The 18808-nt window shown below is 53.2% G+C and carries 18 protein-coding genes and 1 pseudogene; 6 read left to right on the top strand and 13 right to left on the bottom strand.

Annotated elements, in window-relative coordinates:
* Positions 1–21 precede the first annotated feature (21 nt).
* On the bottom strand, positions 22–801 hold the full coding sequence (locus ACZ5SR_RS08955) for an SDR family NAD(P)-dependent oxidoreductase (protein ID WP_464448408.1): 780 nt from the start codon (positions 799–801) through the stop codon (positions 22–24).
* Positions 802–951: 150 nt separating this feature from the next.
* On the bottom strand, positions 952–2226 hold the full coding sequence (locus tag ACZ5SR_RS08950; RefSeq protein WP_464448407.1) for a Rieske 2Fe-2S domain-containing protein: 1275 nt from the start codon (positions 2224–2226) through the stop codon (positions 952–954).
* Positions 2227–2370: 144 nt separating this feature from the next.
* On the opposite strand from ACZ5SR_RS08950, the gene ACZ5SR_RS08945 reads away from it, so the two are divergent.
* Positions 2371–3123, top strand: coding sequence for an IclR family transcriptional regulator (locus tag ACZ5SR_RS08945; RefSeq protein ID WP_464448406.1), 753 nt, complete (start codon positions 2371–2373; stop codon positions 3121–3123).
* Positions 3124–3142: 19 nt separating this feature from the next.
* Here the strand turns inward: ACZ5SR_RS08945 and ACZ5SR_RS08940 are convergent, their stop codons facing one another.
* The 9 genes from ACZ5SR_RS08940 to ACZ5SR_RS08900 form a co-directional block, all read right to left on the bottom strand.
* Positions 3143–3865, bottom strand: a complete 723-nt coding sequence (locus ACZ5SR_RS08940) for an ABC transporter ATP-binding protein (RefSeq protein WP_464448405.1) — start codon at positions 3863–3865, stop codon at positions 3143–3145.
* Positions 3865–4650 carry an ABC transporter ATP-binding protein gene (locus tag ACZ5SR_RS08935; RefSeq protein WP_464448404.1) on the bottom strand — a complete coding sequence of 262 codons (786 nt, stop codon included), beginning with the start codon at positions 4648–4650 and terminating at the stop codon, positions 3865–3867. Before ACZ5SR_RS08935 ends, ACZ5SR_RS08940 begins: the two co-directional genes overlap by 1 nt.
* Positions 4647–5636, bottom strand: coding sequence for a branched-chain amino acid ABC transporter permease (locus ACZ5SR_RS08930; protein WP_464448403.1), 990 nt, complete (start codon positions 5634–5636; stop codon positions 4647–4649). The genes ACZ5SR_RS08935 and ACZ5SR_RS08930 overlap by 4 nt, the downstream gene beginning before the upstream one ends.
* A 13-nt stretch (positions 5637–5649) precedes the next feature.
* Entirely contained in the window at positions 5650–6513 is an 864-nt protein-coding gene (locus ACZ5SR_RS08925) for a branched-chain amino acid ABC transporter permease (RefSeq protein WP_464448402.1), read from the bottom strand.
* Between the two features lie 81 nt (positions 6514–6594).
* On the bottom strand, positions 6595–7782 hold the full coding sequence (locus tag ACZ5SR_RS08920; protein ID WP_464448401.1) for an ABC transporter substrate-binding protein: 1188 nt from the start codon (positions 7780–7782) through the stop codon (positions 6595–6597).
* Positions 7783–7819: 37 nt separating this feature from the next.
* Positions 7820–8854 (bottom strand): aromatic ring-hydroxylating dioxygenase subunit alpha, encoded by a 1035-nt coding sequence (locus ACZ5SR_RS08915; RefSeq protein WP_464448400.1) that lies wholly within the window; start codon positions 8852–8854, stop codon positions 7820–7822.
* Positions 8855–8903: 49 nt separating this feature from the next.
* Complete coding sequence (locus ACZ5SR_RS08910; protein ID WP_464448399.1) at positions 8904–10370, bottom strand: aldehyde dehydrogenase family protein; 1467 nt, start codon at positions 10368–10370, stop codon at positions 8904–8906.
* Between the two features lie 8 nt (positions 10371–10378).
* Positions 10379–11287: an SDR family NAD(P)-dependent oxidoreductase gene (locus ACZ5SR_RS08905; RefSeq protein ID WP_464448398.1), complete on the bottom strand. Its 909-nt coding sequence runs from the start codon at positions 11285–11287 to the stop codon at positions 10379–10381.
* 684 nt (positions 11288–11971) lie between these two features.
* Positions 11972–12895, bottom strand: coding sequence for a LacI family DNA-binding transcriptional regulator (locus ACZ5SR_RS08900; RefSeq protein ID WP_151600916.1), 924 nt, complete (start codon positions 12893–12895; stop codon positions 11972–11974).
* A gap of 486 nt (positions 12896–13381) precedes the next feature.
* On the opposite strand from ACZ5SR_RS08900, the gene ACZ5SR_RS08895 reads away from it, so the two are divergent.
* Entirely contained in the window at positions 13382–13894 is a 513-nt protein-coding gene (locus ACZ5SR_RS08895; RefSeq protein WP_151600917.1) for a hypothetical protein, read from the top strand.
* Positions 13895–13958: 64 nt separating this feature from the next.
* On the opposite strand, the gene ACZ5SR_RS08890 is transcribed toward ACZ5SR_RS08895, so the two are convergent.
* Positions 13959–14375 (bottom strand): cupin domain-containing protein, encoded by a 417-nt coding sequence (locus tag ACZ5SR_RS08890; RefSeq protein WP_291925199.1) that lies wholly within the window; start codon positions 14373–14375, stop codon positions 13959–13961.
* A gap of 99 nt (positions 14376–14474) precedes the next feature.
* Between ACZ5SR_RS08890 and ACZ5SR_RS08885 the strand changes: the two genes are divergently transcribed.
* From ACZ5SR_RS08885 to ACZ5SR_RS08870, 4 genes and pseudogenes are all read left to right on the top strand, one after another.
* On the top strand, positions 14475–15446 hold the full coding sequence (locus ACZ5SR_RS08885; RefSeq protein ID WP_151600919.1) for a LysR family transcriptional regulator: 972 nt from the start codon (positions 14475–14477) through the stop codon (positions 15444–15446).
* Between the two features lie 1455 nt (positions 15447–16901).
* Positions 16902–17087 (top strand): annotated as a pseudogene (locus ACZ5SR_RS08880) (hypothetical protein); the annotation flags it as partial.
* 11 nt (positions 17088–17098) lie between these two features.
* Positions 17099–17521, top strand: a complete 423-nt coding sequence (locus tag ACZ5SR_RS08875) for a shikimate dehydrogenase family protein (protein WP_464448396.1) — start codon at positions 17099–17101, stop codon at positions 17519–17521.
* On the top strand, positions 17518–18342 hold the full coding sequence (locus ACZ5SR_RS08870; protein WP_464451115.1) for an amidohydrolase family protein: 825 nt from the start codon (positions 17518–17520) through the stop codon (positions 18340–18342). Before ACZ5SR_RS08875 ends, ACZ5SR_RS08870 begins: the two co-directional genes overlap by 4 nt.
* Positions 18343–18428: 86 nt before the next feature.
* On the opposite strand, the gene ACZ5SR_RS08865 is transcribed toward ACZ5SR_RS08870, so the two are convergent.
* Positions 18429–18692, bottom strand: a complete 264-nt coding sequence (locus ACZ5SR_RS08865; protein WP_464448395.1) for a hypothetical protein — start codon at positions 18690–18692, stop codon at positions 18429–18431.
* Positions 18693–18808: the final 116 nt, after the last annotated feature.

The raw sequence follows: 18808 nt of genomic DNA, 5'->3' as shown, positions 1-18808 counted from the left end.
ATTTGAAGGTATTACCAAGAGTTACATGATATGCAACCCACCGTCCACCATGAGTGTGGTTCCAGTGATGAACGAGGCCTCATTGGACGATAGCCAAACGATTGGCCAAGCTATTTCCTCCGGATCCGCCCATCGTCCTATCAATGAGGTGTCTTTTCGTTCGCTTCGGAGTTGGTCGATGCTTTTACCCGCACCTTTAGCTCGATCGACATGAAAGTCAGTTAGCGTAGAACCTGGGCACACCGCATTGACGCGAACTTTGTGAGCGGACTCCTCGAATGCTAGAGTGCGTGTGTAAGCCAGTTGAGCAGCTTTTGTTGCATCGTAAAGTGCCATTCCTCGACGTCCAGTCACCGCATAGCATGACGAGACGTTCACGATGCTGCCAGAGCCAGACTGGCGCAATGCAGGCAATGCAGCCGCACAGTAGTTAGACATGCCGACCAAGTTGACATTCACCATCGCTTGCCACTCAGCAGGCGTAGCGTTCGCTGCTGCTGTGTAGTTACGCATGGCCGCATTGTTCACCAATATGTCCAATCTTCCGAACTGCAAAACACATTTTTGAACAGCTGACTTCGCGTCATCTTCATTGCTAACGTTCGCGACAACACAGAGCACTTTAGCCTCTGGCCATAGCGCCAAGATTGTTGAACTTGTTTGAGCCAGTGCCTGCTCATCTGTATCTATCAAGACAATGGCTGCACCTTCGCGGCAAAATAGTGTGGCTGTTGCTGCGCCAATACCTGCACCTGCACCGGTGATCAGCGCGACCTTACCGACTAGTCGGGATTCGCTCATATTTATTAACTCCAATTCAGGGGGGGCAAACGGTGCACTGAGCTTTTTTAGCGTCAAACTTGGTCAAGAACGCAGAAGTTTCAACGGTCACTACGATGTTGATGAGTAATGTCATTAAGATTTTCTTTATTCATAACCTCAGCAAAGACTTCACAGACTGAAAACTGGTTTCGTTGTACTGTCTGCGAGATGTTCACGAGCCCATTCGACAGGGTTTTGGTCTTTTGGCAGCAAGACACCGGCTGGTCGCACCCGTTGCTGACTAGCGTCAAGAGCGGGCGGCTCTTTACCCTCTTCGAGACTTACAGCCGCCTCTTGCAGCATGCGGCGCGCCATCACGATGGCCTTGTCTGTTGGAAGTAGATTTTCTGCCTGATGGTCTTGGATGGGCCCCATGCTTTCTTGCAGTGAATAGTCCTGCGCTGAGAACCCAAAGATTCCGCTATAAGCACGCTTCTCTTTTTGGGCCACGCGGTCCATTCCGTAATCGTTATCGCGGTTCTGTTTAGGGATAAAGCTGTCGGGTGTTTCGTATTCGACATGAATACCCTTGCCCTCCTGCATGGCCGCAAGCTCCTCTTGCGTGAGCGGCCGACTGGGCTGCCAGTTAATGCTCCATGCCCAGCAATTGTGGTCATCGATTGGCACCCACACATGCCCGCCTAGCGCGTGATCACCAAAAGGGGCAATCAATGTGAACCAAGGAAACAACCATTGAGTAACACGCCAATAGTATGAATCGGGCTCACCATTGCGTCGGCCAAAAAGACTCAGACCGAATGGTGTCTTTTCGATCTCGAAAATAACGTTTCCATCAGCCTTTATGTAGTCAAGGGCCTTAACTCCCCGGTGCATCGGGTCAGTGTCCACCTCGAAGCTATGCACATAGGACACGTGTGCCGTGTCGATACCACCTTCCATTGCTTGCAGCCAATTGCTGTATTGCAGTCGCTTAGACACGAACACGTGCTCAGGCGGCAGAGTGCACCACTCGAGTTCGGGCAATGCTGGCTGCTGGTCAGATGGCCCCATATATGTCCAAACTATGCCGCCGCGCTCAATGCACGGATAACCTTTGATGTGCATACGCGCACAGGCCTGAGGTGATGAGGGCACGTCTACACACTTCCCTTTGCCATCGAATTTCACGCCGTGATATGCACAACGGATGCCATTTTCTTCGTTACGCCCGAAATAAAGCGACACGCCACGGTGTGAGCAGAACTCGCTGATCAAACAAGCCTTGCCATCGGTATTCCGAAATGCCAACAGCTTTTCGCCGAGCAATTGCACGCGAACCTGCGGCCCATCGGGATCAGCAATCTCACTCGACATGAGGGCCGGTACCCAATAGCGACGCATTAGGTTACCCATCCGAGTACCAGGGCCAACGCGAGTCAGTGTTTCAGATATTTCCTTGTTCATAGGTTCATCTCCTTTTGTCCGCTGTGTGAGTATCATGTCCATTTTACGGACAAATCAGAGGATGTCAAGATTTTTTGATTCAGAAATCCACACAGCGGACAAATGCACAGATAACATCGCGCTATTCCAACTAGAGATAGATCTATGAGTCAAACTGAAAAACTGGGAGACAGTGTTCGTGCTGTAGATAGGGCCCTCGAAATTCTTATGGCGTTCACAGCAGCAGACCATCAACTGACAGCAAGCGAACTGCTCAAGCGGGTGGATCTGAGTCGTCCAACTCTTTACAGACTTCTGCGTACACTGGAAAACAGCGGGTTCATAGTTTCATCTGGAGATCCCCAAAAATTTGAGTTAGGGCCGTCGGTAGCGCATCTATCGCATGTATGGAGTTCAAGTTTGGACCTCGCTAACGTGGCACAACCTATGATGCGCCGCTTGTGGGACCAGACTGGAGAGACCGTAGCCCTTCTCGTACACCAGGGCAACAACCGGATATGCGTGGCCGAGTTGCCTAGTGCTCAGCCGCTGAGTTTCAAACGAGGTCTGGGCTACCAGGAAAATGTCACCTTAGGTGCAAGTGGCCGAGCCATTCTTGCCCATGTTCCTACGCCAGAAATTTATTTAAATAGGGACGCGGGCAAAATCGTGGATGTACCGACCTACCTAGATGCCTTGCAGCAGATTCGAGAGCAAGGCTACGCAATCAGCCGGGATGAGCTGATACAAGGCGCAGTCGCCGTCGCTGTCCCGTTCTTTTATGGCAACGATAAAGTCATGGGCTCCCTTGCCGTTTTTGGCCCCAGCGTGCGCGTGAACGATGCTTGTGTGGAAGGGTTCACAAAACTCCTCAAGGAAGAAGCTCGAAAGCTATCGCAGGCATTGGGACAGCGCTGACATTACCAACTAACCCACATTACACGCCCAGATACTGTTCCAGTAAATGAGGCTGGGAAAGCAAGGTAGGAGAGTCCCCCTCAAACACCACCTGACCCTTTATCAAGATCACGTTCTTATCGGTGATCTGGGTCACATGCTTCCAGTTCTTGTCGACGATGATGCTACTGATGCCACTGTCTCGGATTAGTGCGCAAATGCGCCAAATCTCACGCGCAATCAGCGGCGCAAGGCCTTCAGTAGCCTCGTCCAGAATGAGCAGGTCTGGATTGGTCATCAGAGCGCGACCAATGGTTAGCATCTGCTGCTCCCCACCTGAGAGTTGTTGCCCACCATGACCAAGGCGCTCTTTAAGTCGTGGAAAGGTATCCATCACACGGTCGTAAGTCCACTCAATTTGGCCTTGGCTTCCTGCACGCGCTGCCATGATTAAGTTTTCTTTTACGCTCAGATTTCCAAAGATACCCCGCCCTTCTGGCACGTAGGCGATACCCTTAAGCGCGACCTCAAAAGGTGGTGCGCCAGTCATTTCCTGGCCTTTGACATGGATCAGACCTGAGCTTGGTTTGACTAGACCCATCAGACTTTTAAGCAGGGTGCTTTTACCCATTCCATTACGGCCCATTAGTCCAATGGTCTGTCCCGGCAGCACTTCAAAATCAATGCCACGAAGGATGTGACTTTGACCGTAGTGAGTGTTCAACCCAGTCGCGTGGACTAACGCCGTGGTGATTTTGCTCATCAGTGCTCCTCACCCAAGTAAGCCGCTTGTACTGCTGTGTCGGCTCGAATCTGAGATGGACTTCCGCTAGCAATCACCTGACCGTTCACCATAACAGTCAAGCAATCAGCCAACGTAAATACAGCATCCATATCGTGCTCCACTAGGCATATTGCGTGACCTTTCTTCAATTTAAGCAGAAGCTCGACCATGGATTCAGCCTCAGCCTGGCCCATGCCGGCCAGAGGTTCATCAAGCAGGAGTACCTGTGGTTCAGTAGCCAGTGTCATCGCAATTTCTAACTGCCGTTGCTCACCATGGCTGATCGTAGCGGCGACGGCATTGGAGCGTGCCGTAAGACCGGTGAGTTCAATCGCACGTTCGCAACTGGCATTTATAGCTAGCTGATCGTCGGCGCAAATGAACCACTGCACAGGATTCCAAGGGGCATATCGGCGACGGGATTGAGCAGCTAAACGTACGTTATCCCAAACTGTGAAACTACTAAAAATATTGGTCTTCTGGTAACTGCGTCCTAGACCGCGCTGAGACTTAGCTTCGGGACTGTAGCGGGTGATGTCTAAGCCGCCCATCATTACCGTTCCAGAGCTTGGCAATATATCGCCTGAGAGCAAGTTGATCAGCGTGGACTTGCCAGCACCATTGGGGCCGATGACGGCAAGGATGCGATCACGGCGAAGGTCAAGGTTCACGCCATTGACCGCAGCTAAGCCACCAAATCTTTTGGTCAAGTCGCGTGCACTCAACAACACTTCGTCTTTAGCAGAGGTGACTGCGGTGCTCATTTTGAGGCTTCCTTCTGACGTACAAGCAGACCCATGATGCCCTTTGGCGCAAACACCACCATCAAAACAATGAAGCAACCCATCAATAGCTGCCAGTGCTTGGTCGTGTCTTTAAATAGATGCAACGTATATTCAAAGGCAAAGGCACCGACAATAGCACCGGCAATGTTGCCCATCCCGCCAAGAGTGACCATCATGATGGCATGTGCGCTCATGTGGAAACCCATCAAGTCAGGGTTTACGTAACCAGTTTGTGCTGCCCATAAATACCCAGCTACGCCTGCCAAGCCACCCGCAAGTGTGAAAGCGGTCAGCTTATATCCGTAGGTGCCATAACCTATAGCGCGCATTCGATGTTCGTTCGTGCGAATACCAGCCAGAGCTCGGCCAAAGGGTGAAAATAATAGGCGACGCAGAAACAAGTATGTGGCCGCTAACAATATCAGCGTGAAATAGAAAAAGGTAACTTTGTTGTTTAAGTCGATGCCATCCCAGCCTGCGATGGATGCTTGCGGTTTGAAGTTGACATAGACACCATCTGAGCCCCCCAATGATTTGTTATCGAAGAACAGGAAATAGATCATCTGAGCAAAGGCCATGGTGACCATGATGAAGTAAATCCCGTGGGTACGCACCACAAAAACGCCAATGATGAGCGCAGCTAATGCCGCGCCTAAAGCGGTCACTGGCAACGACCACCACAAACTGATCGGCATATCGGTGGGCATGAGAAATGCAAGTGAGTAACCGGCGAGGCCAAAGAAAGCTGCGTGGCCAAGCGATACAAGGCCAGTCACGCCTTGCAATAAGTCCAAGCTCATCGCAAAGATAGCCAAGATCATCATCTGCGTGAGCATTTGCAAGTAGAAGTCGCGCCCATCCATGGGTACCAATGGGAAAGTTGCCAAAGCGAGACCGCCCAACAACAGAGCAATACGAACTGCGCGAGGCAAGCGTTCGAGCGGAACTTGGGAATGAGAACTCATCTTGAATCAAATCTCACTGTTTAAACAAACCTTCGGGCTTGTAAAGCAACACTATTGCCATCACCATATAAACCAACATGCCTGCAACTTGAGGCAGCAGTACCTTGCCAAAGGTGTCAACCAACCCTACGAGTAGTGACGCTACTAGTGCTCCACGTACCGAGCCGATACCACCGATCACGACCACCACAAAACACATGATCAGCACACTGCTACCCATACTGGGGTAAACACTTGATATGGGCGCAGCAATCATTCCGGCAACAGAGGCGAGACCAACACCGAGAGCAAAGACAATACCGTGTATCAGACGAATGTTGATACCAAGCGCTTCTGTCATATCGTGATTGAAAGCACCGGCGCGTATCTTCATGCCAAGTCGTGTTTTAGAAATCAACAGATAAAGGCCGACAGCCAATAACAGACAAATACACGACATGAACAGACGGTAAACCGGATAGGCCAAGTTATCGGTTAATTGAATCGACCAGTCCAGCACTTTGGGCATCTGCACCGCATGTACGTTGTCGCCCCACAGTAACGAACGCAATTCTTCAAAAATATATATAAGGCCAAAAGTAAGCAGTACCTGATCTAGGTGATCGCGATGGTAGAAGTGACGGAAAAGAATCCATTCCAATGCCCACCCCAAGACCACCGACAAGAGAGCGCCGACCACTATGGCCACAAATAGGTTTCCAAAGAGCGCTGACAATGACCAGGCTAAGTAAGCACCAATCATGTAGAAACTGCCGTGCGCTAGATTGATCACGCCCATGATGCCAAAGATCAACGTCAGTCCGGCAGTCAGCATGAACAGCAGCAAACCGTATTGCAGGCCGTTGAGCAATTGGATAAAAAAATTGGTAGCGTCCACTTATGAAAAACCAAAAGGCAATAAAAAAGCGGCGAAATATCTTAAAGACGAATTTCGCCGCTGAAGGAAAAAACCGACCACTCAACCCATACGGCAACCCGTACCTGGATCAGCGACAGCTTTCTGTGCTACTCGAATTACCTTGTTGTCTTTGTTAACCACTTGACGCAGGTACATATCCTGTATTGGGTTATGAGATTTACTCATGGTCCATTTTCCGCGCGGACTGTCAATCGTGGCACTTTCCATCGCGGCGTAAAGTGACTTCTTATTCGAAAAATCACCTTTGACAGCATTGGCACCATGGACAAGCAAAAGACCGGCGTCGTATCCCTGCACAGCATAAACATCCGGCTGAGCCTTGAAAGTCTTGGCATACTCCAAGCGAAACTGCTTGTTGCGAGGCGTATCGAGAGAGTCACTGTAATGAAGTGTTGTGAGTACACCTTCTGCAGCATCTCCAGCCGCATCAAGCACACCTTCAGTCAGAAAACCAGAACCATATAAAGGAATTGTTTTATTTAAACCTGCGGCCGCATAGTCTCTCAAAAATTTTGCAGCGCCGCCACCAGCAAAAAAGCAAGCCACGGCGTCTGGTTTCAACGATGCAATCTCGGTAAGAAGCGCTTGAAATTCGACGTTGGGAAATGGCAAACCAAACTTTTTGACAATCGTGCCACCAGCTTCTGTAAAGCCTTTTTCAAAGCCTTCGAAAGCCTCTTCGCCAGCAGCATAGTTCCATGTAATCCAGACAGCTTTTTTGTGGCCACGATCAACCATGACCTTGCCGAGTGCTAGCGTAGGCTGTGCATTGGTGAAGCTGGTTCGGAAGACATTGGGCGCACACTGCGCACGCGTAGCCACGTGCACGCCAGCGTTAGGGATGATGTTGAGCACACCCGTTTCACGGGCAACTTTATGTATACCCATCTGAACACCAGAGTGAACTGAACCGATCAAGACGTCAACCTTGTCTCGCTGTACAAGACGAGTCGCATTTTCGATCGCTTTAGCTGGATTGGATTCATCATCTACCTTGACGAATTCGATTTCACGTCCACCTAACTTATCACCGTTTTGCGCTAGCGCTAAGCGAAAACCATTCTCAACGGCGATACCTGGTTGTGCAAACGTCCCTGTAAACGGCAGCATAAGGCCAACCCGTAATTTAGAACCTTGAGCATTTGCCCACCGAGGCAGCAAAAGACTACTTGAAACCGATGCGGCCAAGGCTGCACCACCTGTCAAAACGAAACGTCGTGAGTTCATGTGTTTGTCTCCTGATTACGTGTGGTTTGGAAATCCATTAGGAATTAGTTTTTTCTTCGGCAACCAATTGGTCAATGATCCGGCGAGCTTGAACTCCACCACCATCAATGTTCAGACTAAGTAGCTTTCGTCCTACGTTATTTTTAAGATTCACTTGCTGCATCTCTAGCATCTGCAGGTCTTCTGAAAACACCTTGCTCAAGCTGCCGCGGATCTGATCGCTCAGAGCCTGGTCCTGTGCATTAAAGTTCCTGGCCATACCCCAGAAGTACCATGTAGAAGTTTCGGTCTCGGGCGTAATGAAATCGATGACCGTACTGGAAGCCTTAACTTTGGGGTCTGCGTGAAATCCCCCATTACCAGCATGCGCAACGCCAACATCAATCAATACATGACTTGGAGGATAGAAGCGGCAGATCTGCCAGCGGTCCACTGGGACGTCATCGGCTAAATTGTTACCCCGCAGACCCGCTTTCCAGAATGGAGGCGCCATGATGCCCTCCATATACCTCTCGGTAATTGCGCAGTCCCCTTCAATTCGTGTTTTGGGGGGTGTTTCGTCAATTTCTTTCTGTCCGATACTCGTCGGATGCAAATAAGTTTCATGGGTTAAATCCATGAGGTTATCGATCATGAGCCGATAATCACATTTAACGTGATACAAGCCACCGCTATAAGCCCAAGCTGGGTCATCTGCCCAAGCCAGATGGTGGATCTTTGATGGATCCGCCAGCTCGGCATCTCCTGGCCAGACCCAAATGAATCCATAGCGCTCCACCACGGCAAAGGTTCGGATTGCCGGAAAACCGCTTACGCGTTGGCAAGGCATCGCTACTGTTTTACCGTCACAGCCCATCTCAAGGCCGTGGTATCCGCAAACCAGCTTGCCGTTCTCAACAGTACCCAATGACAGCGGCGCACCGCGATGTGGACAGAAATCCTCGACCGCTGCGACCTTGTTATCGGGTCCTCTAAAGAACACCATTGGCTCGCCGCAAATTTTGCGACCCAGTGGCTTTCCCTCGATTTCATCGGGCGTTGCACCCACGTACCATGCATTTTTGGGGAACATGTTTTGGTCTCTCCTAAAGGTTATGAACGAACAGAACTGGCTTCTCTAGTCAGTTCATAGGGGGTTCAAGCACTCCTACGCTTTGGTAGATGTGTTTAATCTCTGTGAAATCGATCAGCGCATCCACTCCGTGAAGTCGCCCAAGGCCGCTGCGGCGGTATCCACCGGTTTCTGCTTCAGCACACAACTTGTTGTGGTCGTTGATCCAAACAGTGCCGTTTCGGAGAGCGCGAGCGATTCGCCAAGCACGCGCACTTTGCTGGGTCCACACACTGGCAGACAGACCGAATTCGGTGTGGTTAGCCCTAGTAACCGCTTCGGACTCTGTCTCAAATTTCTCGAGAACAACTAAAGGACCAAAAATTTCTTCTTGAACAAAAGAAGCACTTGTATCTCGATGCGCCACGAGAGTTGGAGATACAAAGCCACCTTGCTGCATTGCACCGCCTAGGCGCTGTCCACGAAGTATGACCTCGTCGGCATCATCCATGGCCTGCTCGATACGCCCCTGTACTTTTTCTGCGGTGACTCGGTCGATCAAAGGTCCCATCTGTGCTCCGGGAGTACCTCCAGGTGCAACCTTGATTGCGGCTAGTGCCGTCGCCAGTGCCGTCTTCATTTCTTCGTAGCGCGATTCGTGCACCAACACCCGTCGTGCAGCTGTACATTGCTGTCCTGAGATCACTGTTGCTGCCGCCGCCAGTTGTGGCGCGATGTTTGGGATATTGGCATCCTCGAAAACAAGGCAACATGATTTACCACCCAGTTCCAATGACAGCTTCTTCATGGTGGGTGCGGCAGCGGCCATGATGCGCTGACCTGTTATGTTGGAACCTGTAAAGCTAACCACGTCCACCTCGGGCGAGGTGGTGATCAACTGTGCTACTTCGTTGCCTGTCTCACTTACCAAATTCACGACGCCAATAGGCAACGACGCCATGTCAGTCAACTCTCTGACTACAGCCGCAGTGATCAATGCAGACTGAGGTGCTGGCTTAATTACGCAGGTGCACCCAGCAGCTAGAGCAGGCGTAATTGACCGAATCAAAAGAATCACTGGGGCGTTCCATGGAACGATAATTCCCGCAACACCAGCAGGCTCCTTGAGCATTGTGGAGAAGACGCCTGGTTCCACCTCGAGTACGTGTCCCTGGATGTGACGAGCCAGTCCAGCGTAGTAGCGAATCTCTGAAATTGCACCAGCCAACTCGCCTCGCGATTGAGCGATAACCTTCCCGTTTTCTAGGGTTAGTAGTTGCGCAAGTGTTTCCGCCTTTTCTTCGAGTCTGTTTGCCCATTCGTTCATCACGTTTTGCCTGAGCCGTGGCGACTGTGACCATACAGGTTTCTCAAATGCGCGTCTGGCTGCGGTAATTGCAGCCTCCGCATCTTCTAAGGAACCAGCGCTAAACCAACCAATCTGGCTACCGGTTGCTGGATCCAAGCTTGGGGCTTTGATGCCTTGACTTGATGGCATCCATCGACCGTCTATATAGAGTTGTGCTGTGTTGTGCATGGCTGTTCTTAGTGCGTAACCGATCCACCATCCACCACAATCACTTGGCCAGTAACAAAGTCACTTTCGCCACTTGCAAGATATATGAGGGTGCCAGTCAAGTCATCGGGTACTTGATCGCGCTTTATCGAACGCGATGCCACGATGCCTGCTGCGACTGAACCCTGCCAATCGGGATTGGCACTGACGTTAGCGCTAAGAGTCAGACCGGGTGCGAGTGTATTGACACAAATATTGTCGTTGCCAAGTTCACGAGCCAAGCATCGCGCCATTGCAACCACCGCTCCTTTTGAAGTTACGTAGTGCAAAAAGAGTGGTGTTCCTTTGAACACCGTACCCGAGGCAATGTTGATAATTTTTCCATAGCGCTGCTGACGCATCACTTCGCTGACCGCCCTTGCACACTCAAAGGACCCTCGAACATTTACTGCCATCACCTTATCCCACTCTGCAGACTCAATTTGCTCGAATGGTTTGAGGATTAAGTTGCCGAAGATTGCTGCGTTATTTACCAATATATCGATACGTCCAAATGTCTTGACTGCAGCCTGGGTCATTTTTTCAACTGAATCGCGGGACGTTACATCAGTGTGAACAAAGATGGCCTGCCCACCCATCTCTGTGATTTGGTTGACAACTCCAGAAGCATCCAGGACATCCGCGCACACCACACATGCACCTTCCTTGGCCAACGCTCGTGCGTAGGTTTCACCAATTCCTTGTGCTGCCCCAGTGACGATTGCGACTCTGTTGGCTAATCTCATGGGCTTTCCATTTGGCATCTGATTCATCGTGCGTCTTTCTTCTCTTTGTTGTCGAGTTGCGTTTGAGGTTTGCACCGCGCTATCGATCCCCATTAGCAATTCACGGGGTAAATCTATCGAGCAAGCAATTTTTGATCTTTGGATCATGTCCATTTGGTGGACTCAGAGTCTATTCTACGGACAATGCCATTCACAAATACTAGGGGAAACCCTATATTTTGATATCTAGGACAGCGAGCTGCATCCAAAAAATCGTTAGGTTCAAGGTGGTGAAACTTGAATTCATATGTCTAGAGCAAAGTCAGTAGCTCGAAACAAATACGGACAGACCACATGTTTGTCGCATAACGCGTCATCAAATCGAACGTATTTTTTGCAGACAGGTGACCAGTCAAACAATAGCGTTATTGACTACCTCGGTCATGACATCAAATCAGATCTGCGTGCTTGAACAGTGGATTAGTTCTCAATGTGGAAAACGCAGCAGGCATCAATGCCTGACAAATATCAGATGCCCTGTGTGTATTGAGGATGAGTGTGCTGACTTTGTCTGAACTCAAGTTCGGACGTCTACGTTGCCCAGAAAACACTGCTTGTAAAGTGTCTTCATCTGCAAAAAACTAAATTACTGGCTCGTTGTCTTTGGTGGCAATTCTTGATACTTCTTTCATGGGTTCAATGGCTGAAATGGGTCGATTGCGCCTATCGGCCATTAGCTGACGGTCACAGCACTTGCCGATAGCAGTAGCTCGTGGAGCAGATCGGCCAGAAGCAGAAAGTCATTAGCGCAAGAGCATGGACCAGTTCGTCGCTGATTACCGGAATCAGGGCTGGCGGCTACTCTGAACGCAAGGCCGTTGATTCCCGCTCAACGATGCGAAAACCGATGTCGTTAATCTTCTGAGGGACTTCTTTCCCGGCGCAGCGGCTCAGGATTAGTTCGGCTGCCATGCGGCCAATTCCCGCACCGTCCACATGCACTGTCGTGAGTGACGGCACCAAGTGGGCCGCAAAGTCGGCATCGCCGAAACCGCACAGTGCCAAGTCCTGCGGAACCCGCAAGCCACGCGCAAGCGCCTCGACCAGCACACCCTGGGCAAGTCCGTCTGAACTGCAGAAGATGGCCTCGATGCCCGGCTCTTTTTCCAGGATTTCGCTCAGCGCCCGTCGCCCGCTTGCCAGGTTGCTAGGGGCGGGAATCGTCACCGTGGGAACGTCGTGACCAAAAGTGGCCATGAATCCTTGGCGTCGCTGTTGGGCTCGCTCGTCATCACCCGTGGCTAAGGCCACATTCTTCCACCCGCGCGACAGGAAAAAACCAGCCACCGCATTGCCCACCTTGATGTGCGAAAAGCCAACAATCATGTCAATTGGATGCTCGCTAAGGTCCCAGGTCTCCACAACTGGAACACCAAGATTTTTCAGGAGTTCGCGAGCCTTGGGCGAGTGCACCTGACCGGCAACAACTACGCCGTCTGGTCTACGCCCCATCAAACTTGAAATTAGCTTTTCCTCGCGCGCATGGTCATAACCGGTCTGCCCAAGGATAAGTTGATATCCGCTCGTATCCAACGTTTCCGTCATGACCCGTACTGTGGGCAGGAACTGCGGCACGGAAATGATCGGAACTAAACCGACTACAGTCATGCTGCGACGCGACTTCAAGCCACCCGCTAGCATGTTGGGTATGTAGCCAGTAGCGATGACCGCTTGCTTGACCTTTTCGATTGCCGGTTTGGATACCTTCTCGGGTGTGCGCAAAGCACGCGAGGCACTACTGCCTCAACGAGCATTCCGCACGAGCCGTACCGGCAGTCGGTCATCGCGGTGAGATGGAGTTCGTGAATGAGATCGGTGAGGTTGAGGTCAGCAACTCACATAGGTTTCTTATCCCGCCGAATGGCATGCCGTGCAAGTCGCTCGTAGAGCGGGAGTTCAATCTTCGTTTCGACTTCACCTTGTCCACAGACCAGGCGGCTGAACTTAGGCTCCGATTGTCGGCTTGGCCGTTTCGCTCAAGCTGGCCGGCAGCGTGGCCCACGACGGCACCTATGTAGAGCAGTGCTCCGCGTACGCAGAGTGCTGATCGTCAAGCGATGGGGCAGCCAGACGTCACCCTGGGGCTGTAAGGTGCGCGGGCAGAGCGTGGGGTGCAGGCTAGCTGCGCGAAGGAATATTGCTGGGAAAGGGCTGCGAACGCAGACTGGAGTTCGGCCCAGCGTAGGCCGACTTCAAAAGGAGATCAGCATGAAGCTGACGGATCAAGAGTTGCGCAAGCTGCGCGACGCATACAACGTACAGAAGAAAACGCAACGGCGCCGGAAACCAGATCGGAACGGCCACCGAATCCAGGTCACGATGACCTTCGAGGAGTGGCTGCAGGTCTGGACGGAGAGCGGCAAGCTGCACTTGCGAGGGAATGGGCGCGGAAAGTTCTGCATGTCGCGCAAGAACGACCTGGGCGACTACGCGGTGGGGAACGTGGAGATCAAGGCCTGTGAGGAGAACAGCCGGGAGGCCAAGCTGGGGCGACAACCTTCAACTTGCACTCGAGACAGGATGAGCGCGAGCCGAGCTGGAGTGTCAAAAACCCAAGCTCACAAAGAAAGCATCTCGGAAGGGCACCTTGCGTTGCCGATAGTCAGGTGCCCGCACTGCTCTAAGCCCGGCAGGCAAGGAGGCGCAATGCGGAGACACCACTTTGATAGTTGCAAGTCACTGGCAGAGCCGATACGAGAGCCAGGAGCCATCTACACTTGACCTTCGCATCGATATCTAGGTCCAACTCGGAGGAGTCCCCCGTATTGATCGGCTGCCGTTCTTGCTATCGCATCGGGACTGTGCTGCGCTGGCTCTTGTCTACGATAACAAACTCTAGAAAAACGAGTTTTTCCGTTGCGCTCAAATTGCGGTGCGCATGAATCATCCCGGGCCGAACGTGGAGGCTGTCCCCCGGCTTCAGCGTGACGGGTTCCTTTCCCTCCTCCTGCCAAACGCCCGATCCTTCGAGCACATAGAACACCACATGGGAAGGGTGGTAGTGCTTCGGGTTTTGACCGCCCGGAGCATACGTCGTGTGAAGCACACGAAACTCCTTGCCCGGCATAGTTATGTCGTCGAAAACATGCCGTGCTACAGCAGTGATGCCGGCGCGCTCGCCTGTTGCCCCAGCTAAGGCCTGCGCATTGGAAATGGCCGGACCGACCAGCAGAGCGCAAAAGGTGCATACGAGTTTCTTCATGCTTCTTCCTTCAGTGTCATGAGGGGTGCAGTCTAGCATGCGGGGTATAGTTCAGGTATCGATAATGGGCGTTTAGATATCCACCGTGGGTTATACCGAATGAGCGTGAGTTTGATCGACAGAAGGGTGACGCTGCGCGAGCTGCGTCTTTTTCTCGCGGTAGCGCAGTCTGGAAGCATCTTGAAGGCCGCGAACGAGATCGGCCTCACACAGCCGGCACTTTCAAAGTCAATCGCCGAACTGGAGCGGACATTCGGCGTTCGATTGTTCGATCGGACGAATCGGGGCGTGACTACCACTCCTCAAGGCGAGGTTCTATTACGGCGGGCGACGGGAATGTTTGAGGAGCTGCGTCAAGCTGTAGACGAGTTGGGCGCGTTGGCAGATGCAAGCATTGGAGAGTTGCGGCTCGGGGGCACACCAAGCATGTGTGCTGGAATGCTGCCTCTGGCTCTCACCACCATCCTCAAAGAGCGGCCTAAATTCCGTTTCCATGTGGCAGAACTTGAGTCGGGAAAGCTCGGAAGCGAAGTACTTGCGAGATCGCTGGACATCGGCATAGGCCGCGAGCAATTGGGTGTTGAGAACAATGGCTTGACTTTCGACCGGTTGTTCGATGATCGATTGTTCATAGTCGCTGGAGCACTTCATCCACTCGCAAGTCGAAGAACGACGACATTGGAGGAAGCCGCCCGCCAACAATGGGTGCTTCCAGTGACAGACGGCGGGGTAACAGCACAGTTGGCAACTGAGCTGCGCAAGCACGGGTTGGAGCTGCCACACTCCGTCGTCACGTCTATGTCAATGCTCGTCCGATATGAGCTGATTGCGACAAACGGGTTTCTCACAGCCATGTACGGCTCGGTGCTTCGCTTCGGGAAAGTGCCGAGATTCCTGCGGGTTCTACCGATAGATCTGCCCATCGGCATGCCAATTGGATTGCTTCGGCTAAGAAACCGCACGCTAGCGCCAAGTGCGGAGTTGTTCGCCATGGTCACTCGGGGCATCGTCCGACCCATGCACTCGTTAAGCGCAAAGCAGCTACGCCGCGAGATGCAAGCAAATTCGTGACCCTGCACTCCGCAGCGTCTACAACCGCAATCCCGGGCTTAGCTGCAGTCTTGTCAAACCTCCGTCGCCACCAGCCGCTGCAATGATCATGCAGTTTCTGCTTCTGAGCGCGGACACGCGCACCGTCTGCACGCTGCGCAATACTCTGGCGAAGTCGCTTGCCCCGACGCTTCCACCGACTGCGGACTTAGCTGATGTACTGAATGGGTCCAAGACCCATTCAGTACCCCTTTCGACGCACGCTGCTGCACACCACCTGCACGCTGCGCAACACGCTGGCCTAAGCCGCTTGGGCCGACGCTTTCGCTGACTTCTGACTTAGCTGATGTACTGAATGGGTCCAAGTCCCATTCGGTACATCTTTTGACCTATACTGACGCACATCGGCCGGTGCAAGAGGCTATCAAACTGGCGTAAGGGGGCGCGCTACATACCGGCACGATGGACCCAGTAAGAACGTCTCTTCGCGAAGCCTTGCCGCATCACCCATCTGCCGCCCTCCACCATCCACAAGCCCTCTCGATGCAACTCGCAGTAAGTCGGCCTGCACGAGCGCCATCGGACTAATGCGATTACGAGAGCATCGTCTGACCTCTCGTGTTGGGCACTCGGCTCGTCCTCCATGCAGCCTTCGTACGTCCAGCGAAAGATCTCCAATTCGGCTGGACTGCAGGGATTGAAAGTTCGATCGGGCAACAACGCCGCAGCACCGATTACCTCCGCCTGGTGCGGACCCCAAGACTCCTCAGGAGGTCTCCTCCAAAGGGAGCGGCCGAACTTGTTGGTTGCAATCGGAACCTCGTATTCCAAGCGATCGTTCCAAAGCTCCACGCATGACGGCGCCTTCGACGCAACCGTTTCGACCAGCGCCGCGCCTACGTCCATCTCAATCCCGAGTTCCAGCAATGCCGTCAGTACAACATCTGCCAGATCAAAGACGCTGCCGCCCTGAAGCTCAAGCCCTCGCTGAAGGCCGGCGAACACGGCCGCAGCAGAAGCTGCAGAGTTCTTAGCGGACAGGTTTGTTTCTCCGGGTCTGGGGCTGCGGTTAGGGTCATCAGACATAGCGCTGAGCATTCCGACCGGTGTTTGGGGTGCCCAAGTAGGGTAGGCACGAGTTCGAGTGCTTACCGGCACAAGCACTTGCATTGTGTCGCGCTGGTCCATCTGCGCTGCGCAACCCCCTGGCGGAAGCCGTCTTCGCTGCTGCACACCATCAGCACGCCGCGTAACACGCTGGCCAAAGCCGCTTGGGCTGACGCTTCCGCCACGCTCAGACTTAGCTGATGTACTGCAGCGCGGCAGCGATGGATTCGATCAGGTCGGCTTGCGTGATGTTCGTGCTCATGGGGCTTCCAGGGGGCTTGAGAAGGTGTGCGCCGCTTCAAAGACGCGCAGGTCTTTGCTAGGGTGAACCGACCCGTATTTTGACAGCGAACTCTTCGGGAGCCTGACATGGCCGATCACCCGCCCGACGGCGGTACCACCCGGCTGGAGCGCGACAGCTTCGGCGACATCCGCGTGCCGGCGGCGCGCCTGTGGGGGGCGCAGACCCAGCGTTCCCTGCAGCATTTCGATATTTCGACCGAATGCCTGCCCGATGAGCTCATCCATGCCCTGGTGCTGGTCAAGCGGGCGGCGCGGCTCGGGCCGTGCTGTTTGGCTTGATGGCCGAGGGGGCGAGAGAGATTCGCCTGATCAACCGTACCCGCGCCAAGGCCGAGGCACTGGCCGAGGACATGGGGGGTGTCGTCCAGGTGCTGGATTGGGAACAGCGAGAAGCCGCGCTTGAAGGCTGCGCCCTGCTGGTCAACACCACCAACCAGGGCATGTACGGCCAGCCGCCGCTGGACATCCGGCTGGACGCGCTGCCCCTGTCGGCCATGGTGTCCGACCTGATCTATATCCCGCTGGAAACGCCCCTGCTGGAGGCGGCGCGTCTGCGCGGTCACCAGACGGTCAACGGTCTTGGCATGTTGCTCAACCAGGCGGTGCCAGCGTTTGAGGCCTGGTTTGGCGTCAAACCGGAAATTACCGGCGAACTTCGTCAGGCTATTTTGGCCACATTTCAATGATGGGTGTTCTGACCGAACCCAAGATCGACGCGCACTGCCATGTGCTCGATCCGGCCAAGTTCCCGTATAACCCGGACGTGGCTTACCACCCCGCTGGACAGGAAATGGGCAAGGCGGAGTACTTCCTGCAGCTCATGGCGTGTTACGAGGTCAAGCACGCCCTGCTGGTGGGGCCCAACTCGGGCTATGCCACCGACAACCGCTGCCTGCTGCATGCCCTGCAGATCGGGCAAGGCGCATTTAAGGGCATTGCGGTGGTGCCCAACGACTGCCCGCTTGAAACCCTGCAGGTGCTCAAAGCCCAGGGTGTGATTGGCCTGGCGTTCAATGCGGCACTGATGGGGTTTGATTTTTATGCCGGCATAGAGCCCTTGCTGCGGCGCTTGCGCCAGCTGGACATGTGGGCGCAGTTCCAGGTCGACAAAGACCTGTTGCCTCGATTTCTGCCCATGCTCTCGCGGGTGGATGTGAAAGTCATGGTGGACCATTGCGGCCGCCCGCACCTGCCCGATGGGGTGTCACAGGCCGGATTTCAGGCCTTGCTGGCGCTGGGTCGCGAGCAGCGGGCGGTGGTCAAGCTCTCGGGCTTCGCCAAGTTTTCTGAAGCGGGTTACCCGTTTGCGGACGTGCGACCGTATGTGCAGGCGCTGGTGCGCGATTTCGGACTGAAGCAGTGCGTCTGGGCATCGGACTGGCCTTACCTGAAGGCGCCGTACCGCCTCGATTACGGCCCCATGCTGCGCACGTATGAATCGATGTTCACCCCCCAGGAGCGCCGGCAGCTGATGTGGTTGTCGCCGAATCAACATTTTGGATTCTGAACGTACCTTTTGAATTCGAGTGGCGGCTTTGGGTCGGAAGCTGACTGACAAGAGTTGTGTCGGAAAATAGGAATTTGACACTAAATTTAGGGGTGACCTTCTAACCCATGACAAGAGTTAGTGTCAAAGCCATTGATCACATTGACTCTCCATTGACAGTAATTTTGGAACCCTACATTTGCCAGCGATTTGGCTTTTTTCGGCAGCACATCGTTGAGGCGCGCAAGATAGCCAGATGCTCGTTCAGATAGCAGAGTGTTTTGTATGTTGAGTTCGTGAAGTTGCTTGCTCAGATTGTCCGCCAGCTCCTGAGCCTCATTTTTTTTGTTGTGCCTGCTTGCTTCTTTCAAGCTCTAGCTCGGCCTGTAATTTTTTAACCTGTTGGCGCTCGCGATCCATTTCAGTCATCAATCTTCGTTCTGAAGTCGAAAACTGTGTCTGTAGCGCTCACAAAACTAAAAGACGC

The organism is Limnohabitans sp. TEGF002 (genome assembly GCF_055395845.1).
The sequence above is the reverse complement of the archived record's forward strand: the minus strand, read 5'-3'. Positions and strand labels throughout refer to the sequence as shown.